We start from the raw sequence: 17,981 nt of genomic DNA on the forward strand, positions 1-17,981 counted from the left end.
GGGATCATTTTGGAAGTTTGATCATAGTTGAATGAACACAACTCTCACTGAATGACTCAGATTCGGGTTTAAGGGAGCAAAGACAGCAAAGAAAATATGTTGGGCAAATTTTCAATGAGGCTAAAAAAGACACGAGCAGCGCTGAATTACTTTTTTTGTTGAGCTACTGATCGACTAAAACGACAGGAATAAACCTCTAATACCATAATTAGCTGTACCTTCCCACGATCAACATTTATAGTTAAACCAATCATAATGGAGCAACAAATATTTATAGTGATTGGGGTAATTCTTGTTGTCCTTTGGCTGGTACTTTACATCTTTCCGATAAGTCTTTGGATTACTGCTGTGTTCTCAGGAGTAACTGTGAACCTGATGGACATGGTATTCATGCGATTTCGAAAGGTACCTCCCAAACTGATTGTAAACTCCCTGATATTGGCGGTGAAAGCAGGCCTCCAGGATATCAATTCTCAGCTGCTCGAAACCCACTACCTCGCCAAAGGAAACCTATTGAACGTGATCAAAGCCTTGATTGTGGCAGACAAAGCAAATCTTAGTTTATCTTTCAAACAAGCCACTGCCATTGATCTGGCAGGAAGAGATGTGCTGGAGGCGGTACAAATTTCAGTGACCCCATATATGATCGTCGTTCCTTCAATCACAGGTGTTTCGGGTGACGGCATACAATTATTGGCAGAGGCAAGGGTAACAGTAAGAACCAATCTTAATCAATTGGTTGGAGGAGCTGGTGAAGAAACCATCAAAGCACGTGTGGGTCAAGGTATCATCTCACGGATGGGTGAAGCTACCAACTATCGAATCATCCTTGAAAAACCAGAGGAGATATCCATGCACGTTTTAAATGGAGGATTGGATGCTGGAACTGCCTACGAAATTCTCTCGATAGACATAGCCGATATAAACATTGGTAAAAACATTGGCGCTAAACTTCAAATCGACCAGGCCGCAGCTGATCTTGAAATTGCAAATGCCAAAGCGGAAGAACGAAGAGCAATGGCAGTGGCCCTGGAGCAAGAGATGATTGCGGATATTCAAAAAGCAAAAGCCTTGGTAATAGAGGCTGAAGCAGAGATCCCTGCCGCATTATCGGATGCCTATCGAGAAGGACGATTATATAACTGAATAGCTCAATCGCCCATCTGACTTGACTAGCTTAAATGCGATCTTAGCAAAGTGTTTACCTTGCCATTTTGTTTCAGTTTATATAAAGCACTTTCTTTTATTTGCCGTACTCGCTCCATCGAAATTTCCAATCGCATACCGATATCATTCAATGTCAAAACGGGCATATTATTAAGTCCGTAAAAATGAATTAAGACTTCTGACTCTCGGGCCGTCAACATATCAAGCACATTATTGATATCTGCTTTGCAAGAGTCGATGAGGGAGACCGCTTCCGGATCGCTTGCTTCTGGATCTTTCAGTACATCAATCAAATTACTGACCTCTTCTTTCAAAAGTGGGGCATCGAGGGAAGCCGCGTGACTACCCACCTTCTTGATTTGAATCACATAATCTTCCGTAAGATCAAGAGCTTCAGCCACTTCATCATCTGTAGGTTCACGTTCATACTTTTGTTCCAATTCAGCAAACGAACGAGTTACCTTATTGTAGCTACTCACGCGATTGATTGGCTGCCTTACCATTCTCGAGTTTTCGGATATTGCAGATATGATTGCTTGCCGTATCCACCAGACCGCATAGGATATAAACTTAAAACCCCTGGTCTCATCGAATTTGCTAGCTGCTTTTATCAAACCCACATTCCCTTCGCTGATTAAGTCGCCCAACGTCAAATTATGTATCCCACGATCATACTGTTTCGCCACAGAGACAACAAATCTCAAGTTTGCCTTTGTCAATTTCTCCAAGGCTATTTGATCGCCCTTCTTTATCTGCTGCGTCAGCTTAACTTCTTCTTCAGCAGTTATTAATTGAACTTTATCAATTTCCTGAAAATACTTTTCAAGCGCCGGAGTTCTTTTTGTAATCTGAGAAAGGATTTTTAACTGCTTCATTCAAATGATTTTGTGGTCCTAAGACAGCTTATTTTGCAGATAGTCTGACTATATCGTCTTAGCCAAAAATGAAGCCTATCTCATTCATGATGAGATTGTATAAAGGTAGTTCTATTTAAACTGCCAATTACAATAAGTATCACTAAAGCAGGTAGCTACTGAACCCAAGATTCCTTTTGCGCTTGTTTTATTCAGACATCTACTTTATAGACAACTAATTTCTCTACCTTGCCTCCAGCTTTTAAAAACGAGCATTTTGCATGGCATTTATTGATAAAGTACTTAAAGTCCCTGCTTATGGTTGGGCAGATGAAAATGGTGAACTAATTGTCCCAAGTTGGAAGCAACTATACAAAGAGTTCTTCTCCAGACTAAATTTTTTCAAAAACAAGAAAAATTGGATCTCATCGATCAGCTGGGTAATGGTGCTCTGTCTCTTTCTATTTTTCATTCCCTTTCTTGTGTACCATTTGAGTTTTGGGACGCTTGCTTTTTTTGTGCTTTATGCAATGGTCATAATGAGTACCCATGGTACCATTTGGTTTCATAGATACTGTACGCATAGAGCTTACAAGTTCGCACATCCCATTTGGAGGATCATGACTCAAAATCTGGTAATCAAGACATTTCCTGAAGAGATCTACGTTATTTCTCACCATGTTCACCATGCTAAATCCGATCAACCCGGCGATCCTTATAATCCAAAAGGTGGTCTTATGTACTGCATGATGTCAGATGTAAATCACCAAAGCATTGCAGAAGATCTGGACGAAGCGGACTATCAAAAAGCAGCTACGTTCATGAAGCATACAGGAGTCAAAATAAATTCCTATAAGCAATATCAGAAATGGGGCTCTGTTGCCTCTATTTCATATACACTTTCCCTTTGGGTTATAAATTGGGCAGCATGGTACGCCATTTTCTATGCCATTGGAGGACATGCAATCGCTACAGCGGCATTCAGCGCTGCAATGTTCTGGTTTGTGTTAGTGAGGGCTTTCAATTACACAGGCCATGGGAAAGGAGATGAGGCTCACAAGGAAGGTATTGATTTTGACAGAAGTAATCTATCCATCAATCAAACAAGACCTGGGTTGTTTTCAGGAGAATGGCACAACAACCATCACCTCTACCCAACAAGTGCTCAGGCAGGCTTTCTTCCATACCAATTAGATCTAGCCTGGATTTACATTTATTGCCTGAATAAGATTGGAATGGTCTCCTCCTTTAAGAACTACAAAAAAGATTTTCTGGAAAAATACATTCATAAAGAAAACACCTAAGTACCGCGGAATAATCAAAAAGATGCGTTCCTCAGCTTAGGATCAATTTCCTTCATGGGATGTTATTCGATTGGGGGTTTCTACATATCTCAGTTCCCAAGACCTGTCTTTCCGGAAGGATGTCCTGTACTCATTCCAAAGAAGTAGATCACATCAATTAAAAGAGGACATCCTTCAGTGCAGTTTGATATTTATTTAATGCAATTTATTCCAAATGCCCCTACCCATTTTATGGTATTTTTCTAAAATAATCCCTGTTTTGGTTCCTTTCACTTGGACTTTGAAGTAATTTCAATAAGACTTAAATAACCAGCTCACCAGCATGGACCAGCTCAAAACCACCAACGCCGAGATTGCATGGAGGGAAGAGGAAGATGGCGTTCAAATTCGAATTAATTTACCCGCAAGCGATCCGCTAATCGCGCTGCTCAGCAAGGGCAAACAAATTGTCACAACTGACAATTATCAAAGCCATTCTTATGTGCCAGGCATTTTTGTGCGAAACGGCATCAGGTTTGACAAAATTCAGTATCACGATATTTTATACTTGGAAGCGCAAGGAGCATACACGCTCGTCAGAACGAACAAAAAAGATTATACAATCTCACGAAATTTGACACAGTGCTGTAAGGAGCTCAGTTATCCTTTTATGCGAGTTCATCGCTCGTACACAATCAATCTCGAAAACATTGATTCCTTTTCTGAGGCCAATGTTTTTTACATGGACAGACGGATTCCCGTCAGTGAACCTTACCGAAAAGAGCTACTGGCTTATTTCAACAGAATGTAACCCCGAAACATCATGAAAAATCCCCTCCCTTCCGCACTCCCAATGCAGGCCATTGCATATGATTTTAACCTCATCAGATTACAAAAACTAATTCATTAGCCATGCAAGATTCAATTGATTTACGATCACTAATTATTGGCTTGATAAGTTCAGTCGCCAAATCTCAATATGAGATGGATCGCAATTCCATCAAAACTGCTGTCCGGCTGCTTGAAAGCGGCCTAACTGAACAAACAGGCATGTCTGCGCACTGGTATGCCATTCCAGAAGCTGACCTTGCTATCAAAATGTTACTTGAGATTAGTAAGGAACGGGAGTTACGCTCACAAATGGTAGACGCTACTTATACTTCAAAATACAATGTAGACACCACTTTGTCAAGTGACTTCAATTTGAAGGTAAAACGGGTGCCTGTAGAGACTAGTCTAAACCTGACGGCTCAGAATGAAAATGATCTGATCGGTCGAATTTCAAGAATACGTAAGGTGGCTCAATTGCTTCACAGCTATGATCATGCATTTCTCAATGCCTTTTTCCGGCCATTCGAAAATCCAAAGTCTTATAAAGGTGGAAACTGGTATGTGGAAGTACTGCACCCACCAGCCGAGGGCAGCCAACAAGCATCGGGGTTGATTCTCCGTGGCCTACTAATAGTCGACGATGAATCAGGCGAAATCATAACCGCTAAATACCGGGACTGACTATGAAAAAAGAACAAGCTAATTATTCGCAGGAGATACAGAAAGTTGCTCCTATAAGAACAGTTCCTTTTCCAATTGATAAGGACGCGATAAGGATAAAATATACACACACTCCAAGTCTCTCCGATTTCCTCAGAGGGTATATGGAGTTAGTAAAAGAGGTGCATGGTGTCAACAACAACTCCCAAGTTCATCAGCTGGATATCAAGGCGTTTGACATTGACATCTCCACAGGAATTGCAGGAATCAAAAACAACGAAATCATACTAGCCTTATGAGTGAGAAAACACTACCGGAACTTGAAAACGAGATTGTCAGCTTACGAAATCTCGTTTTCGATCTCTACAATGAGCTCAAAACTTCCAAGACGGAAAGTCAGAAGATTACGGGAATCGCTGTAAAAACCAGTGATCTCATGAATGGATTTCAAAACTCGATGGCCAAGGCCATCAAATCAAGCACGCTTGAAGGTGCCGAGAGTGAAACCATTAAAGATTATATCATACAGGATTTAGAGGTTGATTTTGCCTTACCTCTCATTGCAGAGCGTGGTGAAGATGAACCCATGATCATGTTACCAAACATCAAGAGTGTGACGGAAGACTCTCCTTTGGTCCGATTGAAATTTAAGATTGCCAACATTCCAGATTCTGAAGAATGAAACATTACCTCAATCAAAAAAAACGTGAAAAGTCTGTCATAGGAACCACAGGCGGTGCTGGTGCTGGATACATGGAAGATATCGTGAAGGAGATTGGTCAAGCGCTTTCACAAAGCCAGGAGAAACTGGATGAAATTCTTATAGAGTCGCAGCAGCATCGGCTCAAAGAACTTCTTGCCAACCCTCAGTTGATACTCCCGCAAGCGTCTTCTTTTGTTCTGCCTGAAGCTAAGCTTGATCTGAATATGCAGGTCAAGGGTAAATACGATTCTTCCGGCCATTTCAAAATTGAAACCAAGCCTCACAATGCGCAAACGCAGGCCAAATCCAATGTGAGCCAAGAGGTCTCCTCCAAGATATCCTTGAAATTCGCGATGGTTCCTGAGGAAGACATAGACCAGAATGCTTCATCAAAAACTCCGGGCAAACAAAATTCAGAGGATATTCGAAAAAAGGCTCTGGAAGAAATTGAAAAGAACAATGAGTTAAAGACCAAAACGAAAATAACTTATACACACCTGACTATTGAATACATCCGTGATTCAAGAAAATGGTATGTTTCTATTTTCGATGCTGACGAGCTATTTGGGCTTCTCATATATGATGATACTACCGGTGACTTCTTAGAACTTCTTTTGCTATCTCCGGGAAATCGAACCATGGAAGATACTACTGAACTTGCCAGCCCCATCATATCGGCAGTAGATAAGCTGGTTGCCACTTCTGGTGAAACAATAACCGTAACAGGCGAGAACCTGGGTGCCCTAAACATGGCAGACACACAAGTTTCTTTAGGTGGTAAAAAAATTACTCCCCTTGAAGTCTCTTTCGAGCAGATAACTTTCAAAATCACACCAGAACTTATCAGCGGAAGCCTGAAGGTTGTTACGCCTGAAGGTTCATTTCAATATGCAAGTCAGCTCATTATTGCAGCGACTCCACTTCGTTTCGAAAGCCAATCCAACTATGGATATTTCAACCCTGAAAACAAACAGGGCAGTCTGATAAAAGTCATAGGTGAAAATATCTCAGCTGAAACAAAACTTAAATTCGCCAAAGATCCCAATGAAATTAATGATGTATTGGCTCACGTCATATCCCATACGTCTACTCTGGCACAGTTTAGAGTTCCCGAAAATGCTAAATCAGGCCCAGTGAGTTTTTTAACGCGTGACCAAGAAGTGGAAATGACGGATGTTTTCTATTTGCGTCCGTTCATCAATGCGGTCACGCCAAAGGAAGCGAGACATAATGAGCTCATACGAATTACGGGTAACCACTTCTCCAATGTCAATAAACTCAGAATTGGAGAGCAATCATTTGACCTCTCAGCAAATGAAACCGAGGATGGTCTCTACACCATCAAGTCAGACCAATCCTTATTGATTCCAGTACCAACCAATGCTGGAGATGGCAGACTTCATCTGTTCAGCAATCAGAAATGGTGGGATACCAGTATCTTCTTCTACCAGGTTCCAAACATTACAAAGACGCCTGATTACATGGTAGTTAGCGATGAATGCAAAATACACGGACATGGATTCGGCAAGACCCACCAAGGTCTCTACCTTGAATTCGAACAAAACGACACCAACATTATTGAAGCTTCATATGTGAATCAAACAGATGAATCACAAGTTGTCGGATTTGCGCTCAGTCCGGGTGCTTTCACTGATAAAGTTCGCATCATACGAGCTGATATCGCATCCGACGAAAAGTATGAGGACACCACGACCCTCTGGGATCGAAAAATCCCCGTATTTAGGCAAGGAACCTTCACTGAACACATTCTTTGGTGTTCTCCTACCTGGAACCAATTTGATGACAGCTGGATAGCGGAAGGCTTTGATTTATTGCCAAAAAAAGTGTTGAAAAAAAGAGAACCAGTTGGTGAACTGATTCTCAAACAGCATCTTCCAAAGCACTTTTCATTTTACGGTGAGTTTTACAACCTGGATGCACTAGACCTTAAATTTGAAATACTGGATCTGTCGCAAGCATCTCATGGACATCTTAAAATCACCGTCACTCCTGCATCAATTGTTTTTCACCTCAGTTCAATAGATTCAACCGTCACCTATCCTATCAACCTTTTGTTGGGTGATGCAGGGTTCGACCAGCTATTTTTCAGAATCCATTTAAGCAAAACCGAGGTTGTTTTATTCATCAATGAGCACAGCTTCAGCTGGAATATGGACAACACTGAATCCGAAGTAGCCGTTTTGTTGAGAGAATACAACAGTGCACACGAAACCAGAAGGTTGACATTAGATCTTTCTCACGAGTCCTTTATAAGTTCGATCATCCTCAGCAATTACGATGCGTTGGAGCTTCCGGACTTCTCAAAATTCGTTTGGGATTTTGTGCCTGAGGTTTTGCTTCAAGAGGATGAAGGCTATGCATTGGATGAGATTAGTCAATTCCCTACCACTGAAATCCGAAAGTTTAGGATTTCTGGGTCAGGATTTACCCGCTACACAGCCGTCAATATCAATGAAACACGCTTGGACACCTTGTTTGTGTCGTCAGAAGAGCTTGAAGTAGATCTTCATGATGCACCATTCACCAATGGTGAACTATATGTTTTCGACTACCTCAACCCCACTTTGCGTTCACGATCCATTCCGTTTAGAATCATTCAGGAAGCAAAAATCTTCTCATCGCCGGGCCATGTCGCAGCAGGTGATCCGATAATTATTCGGGGCGATCATTTCACTGAAAATGGCTTGCCTAACGTTTACGTAGAGAAATTTGGTCCGCTGGAAGCTCTTGAAATCACCAATGAACTCATAAAAGTAGTGGCTCCTAAATTGACCATTGTCAATGCCAAGCTACGGTTGGTTTACTCGGAAGACTCGGTTAAAGAGTCCTCTACACTTATCAATGTGAGCGCCTTGAATAGCTATAATTTTCTTAGAAATGCACATCAAGCAAAATGGTCGCTGCCTTCGGGTAATGTACTTTCTTTCGGCTCTGAAGGAACCGGCTCTGATGGTTTCGGTTCTGTGATTGTCAAAGAAAAGGTGATATTGGATGATGGCAATCTGTACGAGCAGGCACTGGTGGTCTCCTGCCCCAACCCCGAACATCGATTCATCGACGGCAGCCTAGATGATTTCTATTTACCTGAAACATGCGAACTATCTTTCCACCTTGGATTTCTTGAAGAGGCGAGCCAAACAGATGGCATTCGATTTTCACTCTTTTTAGAAGAGGCAGATGGCGCCAGACACTATTTCATCAACCGAGCCTTTGAGACCTACGGGGGCTCACTCTCTAAGTTTAGCTTCCCGCACAGTGGCGCAGGCAAAAAAGGCACATTGGTGATACGTGTAGAGCCAGGCTCCTCAGGTTTTGACGATCACCTGGCCATCGTGAAAGCTGAACTCAACTTCACACATGTAGAAGATGGATGGACCTTATTATTTGGATCTGATAAAACCAAGGTGCTAACTATACCCGGAATTCAAAATGAAACAGATCCCAGAAGCATGCCAGGATCGCGTAGTTTTTCGGCCATATGGCAAGATTTGAAAGGAAAGATCTGGCTGTTTGGCGGATATGGTAACGATGCAAATCCGAGGAGAGGACAGTTGAATGACTTGTGGACTTACGATGGAGACAACTGGACATGGATAAATGGGTTGTCCACTACGAATGGACTTTCGAAATTTAGCAATACCCCTGGTGAAATTACAACACCAGGAGGAAGAAATGGTACCGCTTACTGGCAAGACAATGATGGCGTATTCTGGATGTTTAGCGGACACGGCTATCACAAAAGCGGGCGGCAAAGGTCATTGAATGATCTCTGGAAATTCACCGAGGACGAGGGTTGGGAAATGATCGCCATTAGCGCAAGCTGGAAATTAGATGGGGCACATGGAACCTACGGAGATCAACACACCATGCTGGATGAGTATGGGAAAGAATTTATCACCAATTACTGGCCGCTCTCAAGGGTTCATAGTGCTTTTTGGTACGATGAAAAAACAGAACTTTTGTGGTTGTTTGGAGGAGAATACCGGGAATCCAGTAAGCAAGAATATCGAATCTCGGATCTTTGGACATTTGATGGTACTTCATGGGAACTTAAAAATGGCGATGATACCCCGGACTATGCTCCGGACATTCAAAATCAGCGGCCTTCTGCTCGAAGTGGGGCTTCCATCTGGACGGATGATACGGGTAGGTTGTGGCTGTTCGGTGGGTATGGAATTGTCAGTGGAAAGGCGAGAAGTTTGAACGATCTATGGCATTTTAAGGGCAATAAATGGACAATGATTAGCGATAACGATCTAACATTGGACGCGAACTTTGCCGAGCTTAAAAAGCGGCCGGGCCCAAGAGCTTACCCGGCTGTTTGGAAAGATAGCAACGGAATTGTGTGGATGTTTGGCGGTGAAGGCTCAAATACTGAAGTCGACCGTGACGCTCCACTCAATGATCTGTGGAAGTTTGCCAATAAAAAATGGACATATGCTAGAGGACCTGTGGAATCACGTGATATGGGAAATGCTACTGCACCAAAGATTCCGTATCCGGACAGCTGGCCTTCTTCGCGATATGGAGCCGCTACCTGGGTAAATCCCACCGGCTGGCTGATGATGCATGGTGGTAAGGGCTATGGTGAATCACAAACCACCGGCAACAAATCATCCGGAAGGCTGCAGCAGGTATGGCAGTTTTCGCCGGGGGTTGAATAATATTTAATCATAATTATGTAAAGGTTTTTCGTCGGGTCGAATTAGGTAAAATAAGCCTTTAAATAAATTGCCCCAGTACTCTTTGGGCATTTCACCTCCATTAAAGAGATTTCTGGACTCGGTATAGGTTTTTTTATCTTTCAAAATGTTTAATTTATTGTTGAGTAATACCCCAACTGAATTTAAACTCAGCTTTGACTGATGTACATAGATATTATCATATAAACCAATATCCAGATAAACTTGAATAAGTCTTGATCTCATTTTAAACATTTCAGGTGACACTACACATCCTCCAGAATGGGTAGTCTCCCCCGACGTACTTCCATAGTGAATTATTACTCCTGTCTTACCATTTGCCTGAGTGGTATTATTATCAGATGGAATTCTTGGATCTGCTTCTTCAGGTACGAAATCATCTATGACGTTTTTGTTGTTTGCAATAACACGTACATCAGGTGTTATTTGAGATGGGATTCCAAAATAGAATCTTGCATTTAGAACTCCGTATACAGAATCCCCGTCTTTATTCTTGAATTTTTTGTCTTTGTCATTAATTCTGAAGCAAAAATTTCTATAACTGCTATCATCATCCCGAATACTCCAATAATCAAATATGTCATTACCTCTCATTGAAGAGGCCCACGCAGGTCTCTGATATAGTCTTTGTCTGGATGTGTAGCTTGACCAGCGGTAATACGAAATGATTTTACCATCAAAGATCAAGAACAATTGTCCATCATAATGATCCTTACCTGCATTACGATTATCGTTAGGCCCAAGAGTGTAGTTTAAGTTTGGAAGTTGGCCAGTAACCCCAGCTGGGATATGCCATGAGGAAATTGCACCATTGCTTAGTTGAATATCTCTATCTACTGTTACTGATTTGGAACCATTAGAATTGTCAACTTCAACGATTTCATATCTTTTGTCACCATTTGCCGATTTGATCAAAATTGTATCAAATTCATTATTTATTTTAGTCAAGACGGCCGAATCTTCAATCTCTAAAATCCTAGGTGAATCGGTTGAAAAGCTCTTTGACTCACCCTTTAGAGAGTTGTTTCTAGCTCCAAAGGAATCAATTAAGACTAGGTTAGGTGTTCGTATAATTTTCCATCGAGAAGATTCTACCCCAGGTAAAAATTTTGGATTGCCATGCAGCTCAACGGATCTACTGTCACTATTATGGTATTTAACTATTTTTTTAATGATGAAGTATTTAGACTTTGTATTGAAAGCGTCATTTGCTTCGTCGATTGCATTCTCTAAGTACATAATATCTCCTGCTTTCGCTTTTTCAATTCCAACGACGTAATCAATACCAAGAGAATTCGGAATATCCGGTTTACTAGAGTAAAAAATTCTCGCTTTTACACCCTCTGCAATCGGCTTTCTCAAATCCGTTGTTTTCCACGATCCTTGAATTTGATTGTGATCGAGAATTGGTTTTCTCGGATCATTATAGTTGAGGAAATATTCAACAACAGCTTCCAACATAAAAATATTCTCATTTTCAGTGAATTCGAATGAGTCAACTCCTTCAAATTCATTTGGGAACTCATCGCTGAAATCATTCACAATATCTAACAAATTATCGTGCACAGGTTGAACACCATATCTTTTTAAGAGTCTTATTAAGAATAGTTTTTTCTGAATACTTCCAATCATATTCCATTTTTCCAGGGTCACATCTTTGTGGAATTCGATTTTTTTTAGATCTCGCCATGCTAAAATTTTCTCCTGTGAGTCATCAATAAAATCGTCAATAACATCAGTTTCATCCGGTATTAATCGGAAAGAGATGGGATTATCTTCTGTTCCTAGACGGACACCATTAAATGCCTTTAGATAACCAGATATTAGGCGATCAGATGAAACCCAATACTCGGATGACCATCCTTCTTCAAGAATAATTTCTTCAGTATTATCAGAATTTTGTTCGTCAACAATCATTAAAACTTTTGATCCGGATTTTATGAAGAAAAAAAGATCCGGGTCTGGCTCATCCAGGGTCCATCTATCACTTATTTTAAAAGAAACACGACCATTTTCATTCGTGGATGACTGCTTTAACTCGTCGTTGGGATTTGTGATAAAAATATCATAATCCACCATGCTAACATTTACCTCTTTGGCAACCGGAAGATAAGACTGTTTCAAATTGCTCCATATTTCTAGCTTAAGATTCACTTCTAAAGATGGAGTAAATGTCAAAGGGTTGTCAATATCACTAAGAAGCTCGCCAAAATAGTTTTCAAAATATCCTGGTCCATTATGAATCGTATTGTAATCTTTTGTGGAGAGGTCGTGAAGAAACCCTCCAGATTCTGTTAATTCTCCGTTAAAGTTTCTCCCTCCACATTTGAATAAAAAAAAGATATCGTAGGTACCTGAACCGTATTGGAATTCAAATTGAAACTCAGCTATTCCTAATTCATTGGTTTTCGCATTACCTAAGATGTCATTAGATAAGAACTTGTCAGCAATGCATTCCACAGGAGTATTCGTGACAGGTACGTACTCAGCTCCATTGTAGGCTATTATTTTCACAAAAATCTTGAATCCCGAATAGGAAACACTTTCTATTTCATTTCCAGCCATGGAAATCTTAACATTTTCCTTTTTGTTAGGATTTATCTTAACCGTACTCATCAGGTTGAATTTTTAGATTCGAAATCGCCCATTTTGTTACTTCATTTATCTTATTCTTTATATCTATCAAGGGACTTTAGAAGGATCTTGAGCTAGCTTAAGGTTTTTTATTTCATCAGATAGCTCTGAGTAATTCCTATGCTTCCTACCCTTTTTGCAGATGAGTTTGACTTGGTCCAACCTATGATATACTGATGTTCCCCATAATTCTATATATGTTTTTAATCCATAAAGAATTATTTCAAATTCACTTCCATCAATTTCAAGTTCACCCGCTATAGAATGTCTTCCCCTATCATTACCTGACACTTCGCCATCTTTGCTAATGATATTGGGAGCCAATGTGCTTTCAGTAATGTGATCGACAGATATGTTTTTTGGAAAAGAACATGCATCATGTTCTTGATTTCTAATTTCTGAATAGATATCAACCTTCCTGCTCTTTTTCTTTTCATCACCATTCTTCCCCTCCAGCTCTCCCCCAACACCAGTTAAAATCTTACTTTCACTAATTCTACTTTGAGCTTGTGCCAGATACTTTTTAATATGAATCGCTCGTCTTAAACACAAACTTTCATTGTGTTTTTTTGACCCTTCGCTATCCGCATAACCTACACACCTGATCGTGTCAAAATCGACTTTAGCATTAGCTAGCTTGTTTAAAATTTCAGCAAGTCGGTTTCTCTCAGAGGCAATCAGAACATCTTTGTTCTGATCGAAGTAGACTGTTCCCAACTGTAAAGCCAGCTCATACTCACCTGGGGGAATCTTGCTCTTGCTCCCCTTACCGGTTTTTTTATCAATGGGAACCGTATAAATAGCATTCTCTCCCAGTAAATGAACTGTTTCAGCACCTTCGTAAGGCACACCTTCCTCATCTACCAATTCTACTTCAATACTACCCACCTCGACCTCCTCCTCTTCTCCTTGCTGCTTCTCCCCTTCTGCAATCACCTCCATTACGACTGTCTGCCCAGCCTTTACATGGATTTCGGTTCCATTCACCTCTTCGTGCTCTATCGGATCCGGTGGATCGGGCGGGAATGGTGGGTAGTTATCATCAATCGGATCAGGATCATCAATAGGATCAGGCGGGTCCGGCTCTGGCGGATCCACGTTCTCCGCTACAAATTCTTCTACTTTTACAACTCCATTGTACACGACCCATACATAGTATTCGCCTTCCTTTCCTTCTACAGTTGCTTTGACAACCTCAAAAACAACTTTTGTTGCGTCGGTTGGAGATTTTGGTTCATTTGGATCAGGCGCAGCTTCCTCTACCCTTCGCATCACTTCTACAATCGTGATTTTGTCATTGAGCTGCAAAGCAAATGCAGGATTTAGAGATTCACCCCTTAGCTGAGAATCCAGGTTTTGAGGTAGGTTATAATCCGAGTGCGCATTGATGCTTCCCTGAATAATCTTGTAGGTTTTCCCGCTGACCGTTACTGCCCCCATCAATCAGGTGTTTTTGCATTTACTTCGTACTTCCCGGGAGCGACTTGATCAAAGCTGAATGCTCTTTTTCTGGATAGATGTTCGGTGGCAACTACTTTTCCTTGCGCTACCAGCTCAACTCGCGTCTCATTGATCTTTCCCTGATGATCTACGCCAAAGACCTTCCCTGGTGATAAATGACTTAAATAGATCGTGAAATCTGAAACTTCCAATTCATAAGTTCCTCCGCCAAGTTCAAAAAACTGAAAATTGCCATGTCCGTCGGTTTTCGTGCGGGCTATTTCTATTCCATTTTGCTTTAGGATGACTTCATGGTTAGTCATCACTTTGCCCTCACGGTTTCTAAGAATGCCGCCAGCAATCGCATCCTTGACCATGAAGGATTTCGCCACAGAGAACAAAAAATCGGGCACATTCATGATGTATGGATAGTTGGATAGCGGAGTGTCAGTTACTGGAAATGCTGGTATAGGCCCTGTACGAAATTTACCCGTTTCATCTGTTGTTGCAGTAAAAACTTCATTGTCAGGAGCCTTCAAACGAACATCAGCATATTCAACAGGATATCCATCTTGATCGGTCAGCCATCCTTTGATGTTGCCAAACTCATCTCGGCGAATCACTTGAATGGTGCATGAACGATTCTTCACGCGTACGGTATAATTTCCTTCAGGCACCTTGGAAAACCAAAAAAGTCCTCCATCTTTTGTCAATCGAGTCAGCGTTTCTTGTCCCTTCTGAAGTTGAACCTCAGCACCGTCCAAGGGGCGGTTTTCTAGATCCAACACCGTTCCGCACACCGCACCTGGCCCCATCGCATACATGCTTGGCCCTATTCCTGTCAACTTCTTGAATGGGGTCAGCAGCTCATATATGTACCTTTTCTTTTCAAAGACTTGGTGTGGCTCTTTAGGATCAATCAAGTCTCCCTTAAATCCCGGTGGCTGAAGCTTATTTAAGTCATAGGACTCTTTGAAATGATCCAACCTCTCAATCAAAGCTCGCGTGCCAATATCACACCAATACGACTTGGTGCACCTGCTTGTCCGTTGAACATAGGAAAACCCTTCCTGCGCTCCTTTGAGTAGTTTCTGATCCCAAACATCATCCAGCTTATCGTTTTCCGGTTTGCGAATCTTGAATATCAAATAAGGGTCGAGTATTCCCCTATCAATGTATTCCTCGCGGAACTGCCATTCAGGTGAAGACTGTATATTTCTCTTTATCACACCCAAGGCGCTTTCCAGCTCCCATACACCTATATTTGGATCTGGTTTTTGTGTGAGTATCATATCATTCCAATCTCAATCCTTTTTTAGCGTATTTATCCGAACCAAAAGAAAGGCCATAATCCATGCTCAAATTATCATCATCAAATTGAAGTTGATCTTTGACCTTTTGCGTTGCTTTACGATTCCACATCAAATCTTCCTTACAATCCAGCATTTCTCTTTTCTTATCATTGTACGATTTGATAGATTTCATTCTGTCTTCTACTGAAAGGCTTTTGAAATCTTTGAACCATGCTTTAGCGTCAGGTTTCCTTGCCGACTCATGTACATCTACTTCATCTAATTGATTCTTAGGTGAATCAAGTTGATGTTGAAACTTTTCTTTCTGTCTAACAACATTCTTAGTGATATCAACTTGCTGATGATGTATACCTGCATCCTCTTTAGTTTGAATCTGTGGTCTTTCAGCGGATTGTTTTTTTGAAGGAGACATCTCAGGTTTACCCATTTCAGGCATTACCTTTTTCCTGGCACGTTCCAAAAGAGTCTTTTTGATTAAAGCGGCGCGCTGGAGTATGGCTTCATCTTCAGCAGTCTTGTTCTCTATCAGCTCTTTTCGGAAGTTGGACTTTTCTTGCTCCTCACGCTGTTCGTCTCTTTTTTGCGAACTATTTTCCCGTGCTTCCTGCCTCCTTAAATACAGGTAGCGCTCTTCAGGATCTTCAGGCAAATCCTCTTCTGCAGCTTCTTCTATGGCCTTTTGTTTAATGCCCGAATAGCCTTTCGGATCTTCCGTCTCACTTTGCCAACCGGATGCTTTTGCCCATTCAGGGCGTTCGGATGCAATTTTCGCTTTGATTGTTTTTAGAATCTGCTCGCCTTCTTCTCCTTCAGGCAAACCTTGAGGGAATGCCATTGAGATGTACAATTGAAGAGCTTCGTCAATTGAGATTTCAGGTACCTTTCTTTTGTCTTCTTTCTCCATTAGCTGTCAAAACCATTATTGAACTTTGATTGCCACTTCTTTGAAGCAACTTTCATTAGATCAGCGTCGGCCTCCTTGATCTTGTCTTTGGCCGCTCTAAGGAGCTCTTTTCCCGATGAATCAATTGCTGTGTCAAGCTTTTCAGACTGCTTTTTTGAATCTAATGTGTCCAACATTTTCTGTCCAATTTGGCTCTTGTCCACCTGCATGTCTTCTTTGGAAAACCCAATTAATTTGAATGGATCAGTTGCTTTATCTCTCAGGTTTTTCATGGCGTCACCAGCTTGAGACATAGGTGAGTCCTCCGAGGCAACTGATTTTGACTTCAAGGTCTCCATTGAGAAACCTTCGATTTTCAAGGACTCGGAATGATAAATAATTCGATTTTTGATGACATCTGCTTTATTGGCAATTTCAGAATGAAGTTCATCGGAGATCGCATCAAATATTCCTTGTGATTTCTTCATCTAGAGCGGAACGTCTAAGTCAAGTAGATCGTCAAATGAGAAAGAACTATTCTGAGTTTCACCTCCAGAGTGAACAGTTATTTTGTCCTCTGCTCCTTCTTCTTTCGTCAATGCGATGATGTATTTATTTTCAATCTTATCCTTTACAATCCATTTTTTCACGGTTAGTCCACCACCTTCTTCCTCCCCTTTGCCGGTGATCTCCATGGACTTCATTAGCTCGTAATCTTCCTGATCTGAAAAAGCCTCATAAATACGTTTTTTCACATTTTTGTCAGCCAAATTCAACATTTCTTCATTTATCCCTTTTAAATCATCTTCACCTGTCTTTATAGTCAGATCAAATAATTTTTCTTCTTTCAATCCAAGAGCCTCTTGTTCACTTGCGACCTCTGCTTCCTCTGCCTCTTTCCTCAGTTTTTCTAATAAAATTTTGATTCTTTCGAGCAGAATTTCGGGCGGAGGTATGGGAACAATCTTTGTCCTCATCAAGCTGGAAGCGGAAAGGTCCTGGCTGTATTTCTGCGATTGGGTCGAATCAACGGCTTTAGAATAAGCCGATTTTGACTTGGAACTTCCACCTCCCGAGGCGCTAGCCTTCATTTTGAAAAGGCCCAGGTTTGCAGAGCCGGAAGCACTGAATTTGTAGCTACTTGAACTCTCCTTTTCTTTACTTGTTTTGGTAGAAACACTCTTCGAAGAAGACTCTTCTTCCCGGATGTTCACTTCCATTTTCATTTCTAAAATGGTATCTACAAAGTGATAAAAGGATGGTGTAAATCCAGCCTCTAGCATAGAGACCTGCTCTCCTCCAATGGAAACGGTTCCAGGTGCGCCCATCATCTTTGTGATGTCAACGCCTACCCGATCTAGTTCATATTGCCCCCAGGCGATGCCTTTGGCAAGGTTAAGTATCATTTCATCTATTCGTACGCTTGCTAGCGCATTGCCTACTTTCAGGGTTTCTTGCGAAATATCTCGTGCCATAAGTTGATACGTTT

Annotated in this window: 14 protein-coding genes; 7 read left to right on the top strand and 7 right to left on the bottom strand. The window is 41.3% G+C overall.

Annotated features, from left to right (window positions below; all coding sequences use genetic code 11):
* Positions 1-255: 255 nt before the first annotated feature.
* On the top strand, positions 256-1,146 hold the full coding sequence (gene floA, locus ABJF57_RS06615; protein ID WP_462233581.1) for a flotillin-like protein FloA: 891 nt from the start codon (positions 256-258) through the stop codon (positions 1,144-1,146).
* 26 nt (positions 1,147-1,172) lie between these two features.
* Here floA and ABJF57_RS06620 read toward each other — a convergent pair whose 3' ends face one another.
* On the bottom strand, positions 1,173-2,042 hold the full coding sequence (locus tag ABJF57_RS06620) for a sigma-70 family RNA polymerase sigma factor (protein WP_462233583.1): 870 nt from the start codon (positions 2,040-2,042) through the stop codon (positions 1,173-1,175).
* Positions 2,043-2,302: 260 nt separating this feature from the next.
* On the opposite strand from ABJF57_RS06620, the gene ABJF57_RS06625 reads away from it, so the two are divergent.
* The 6 genes from ABJF57_RS06625 to ABJF57_RS06650 all read left to right on the top strand — a co-directional run bounded on the left by ABJF57_RS06625 (position 2,303) and on the right by ABJF57_RS06650 (position 10,183).
* On the top strand, positions 2,303-3,325 hold the full coding sequence (locus ABJF57_RS06625) for a fatty acid desaturase (protein ID WP_462233585.1): 1,023 nt from the start codon (positions 2,303-2,305) through the stop codon (positions 3,323-3,325).
* Between the two features lie 322 nt (positions 3,326-3,647).
* A complete protein-coding gene (locus ABJF57_RS06630; RefSeq protein WP_462233587.1) occupies positions 3,648-4,115 on the top strand; it encodes a LytR/AlgR family response regulator transcription factor in 468 nt (155 codons plus the stop codon).
* 101 nt (positions 4,116-4,216) lie between these two features.
* On the top strand, positions 4,217-4,816 hold the full coding sequence (locus tag ABJF57_RS06635; protein WP_462233589.1) for a hypothetical protein: 600 nt from the start codon (positions 4,217-4,219) through the stop codon (positions 4,814-4,816).
* Positions 4,817-4,818: 2 nt separating this feature from the next.
* Complete coding sequence (locus ABJF57_RS06640; protein ID WP_462233590.1) at positions 4,819-5,094, top strand: hypothetical protein; 276 nt, start codon at positions 4,819-4,821, stop codon at positions 5,092-5,094.
* Entirely contained in the window at positions 5,091-5,477 is a 387-nt protein-coding gene (locus ABJF57_RS06645) for a hypothetical protein (RefSeq protein ID WP_462233592.1), read from the top strand. Before ABJF57_RS06640 ends, ABJF57_RS06645 begins: the two co-directional genes overlap by 4 nt.
* Positions 5,474-10,183 (top strand): Kelch repeat-containing protein, encoded by a 4,710-nt coding sequence (locus tag ABJF57_RS06650; RefSeq protein ID WP_462233594.1) that lies wholly within the window; start codon positions 5,474-5,476, stop codon positions 10,181-10,183. The genes ABJF57_RS06645 and ABJF57_RS06650 overlap by 4 nt, the downstream gene beginning before the upstream one ends.
* Positions 10,184-10,186: 3 nt before the next feature.
* On the opposite strand, the gene ABJF57_RS06655 is transcribed toward ABJF57_RS06650, so the two are convergent.
* The 6 genes from ABJF57_RS06655 to ABJF57_RS06680 form a co-directional block, all read right to left on the bottom strand.
* Complete coding sequence (locus ABJF57_RS06655) at positions 10,187-12,838, bottom strand: hypothetical protein (RefSeq protein WP_462233595.1); 2,652 nt, start codon at positions 12,836-12,838, stop codon at positions 10,187-10,189.
* 66 nt (positions 12,839-12,904) lie between these two features.
* Positions 12,905-14,296, bottom strand: coding sequence for an OmpA family protein (locus ABJF57_RS06660; protein ID WP_462233596.1), 1,392 nt, complete (start codon positions 14,294-14,296; stop codon positions 12,905-12,907).
* A complete protein-coding gene (locus tag ABJF57_RS06665) occupies positions 14,296-15,588 on the bottom strand; it encodes a carboxypeptidase-like regulatory domain-containing protein (RefSeq protein WP_462233598.1) in 1,293 nt (430 codons plus the stop codon). Before ABJF57_RS06665 ends, ABJF57_RS06660 begins: the two co-directional genes overlap by 1 nt.
* Before the next feature lies 1 nt (position 15,589).
* Positions 15,590-16,513, bottom strand: a complete 924-nt coding sequence (locus tag ABJF57_RS06670; RefSeq protein WP_462233600.1) for a hypothetical protein — start codon at positions 16,511-16,513, stop codon at positions 15,590-15,592.
* Positions 16,513-16,980 (bottom strand): hypothetical protein, encoded by a 468-nt coding sequence (locus tag ABJF57_RS06675; protein ID WP_462233601.1) that lies wholly within the window; start codon positions 16,978-16,980, stop codon positions 16,513-16,515. Before ABJF57_RS06675 ends, ABJF57_RS06670 begins: the two co-directional genes overlap by 1 nt.
* Complete coding sequence (locus ABJF57_RS06680) at positions 16,981-17,967, bottom strand: hypothetical protein (RefSeq protein WP_462233603.1); 987 nt, start codon at positions 17,965-17,967, stop codon at positions 16,981-16,983. It abuts the gene before it with no gap.
* Positions 17,968-17,981: the final 14 nt, after the last annotated feature.

The organism is Ekhidna sp., assembly GCF_039940915.1.
Lineage (GTDB): Bacteria > Bacteroidota > Bacteroidia > Cytophagales > Cyclobacteriaceae > Ekhidna.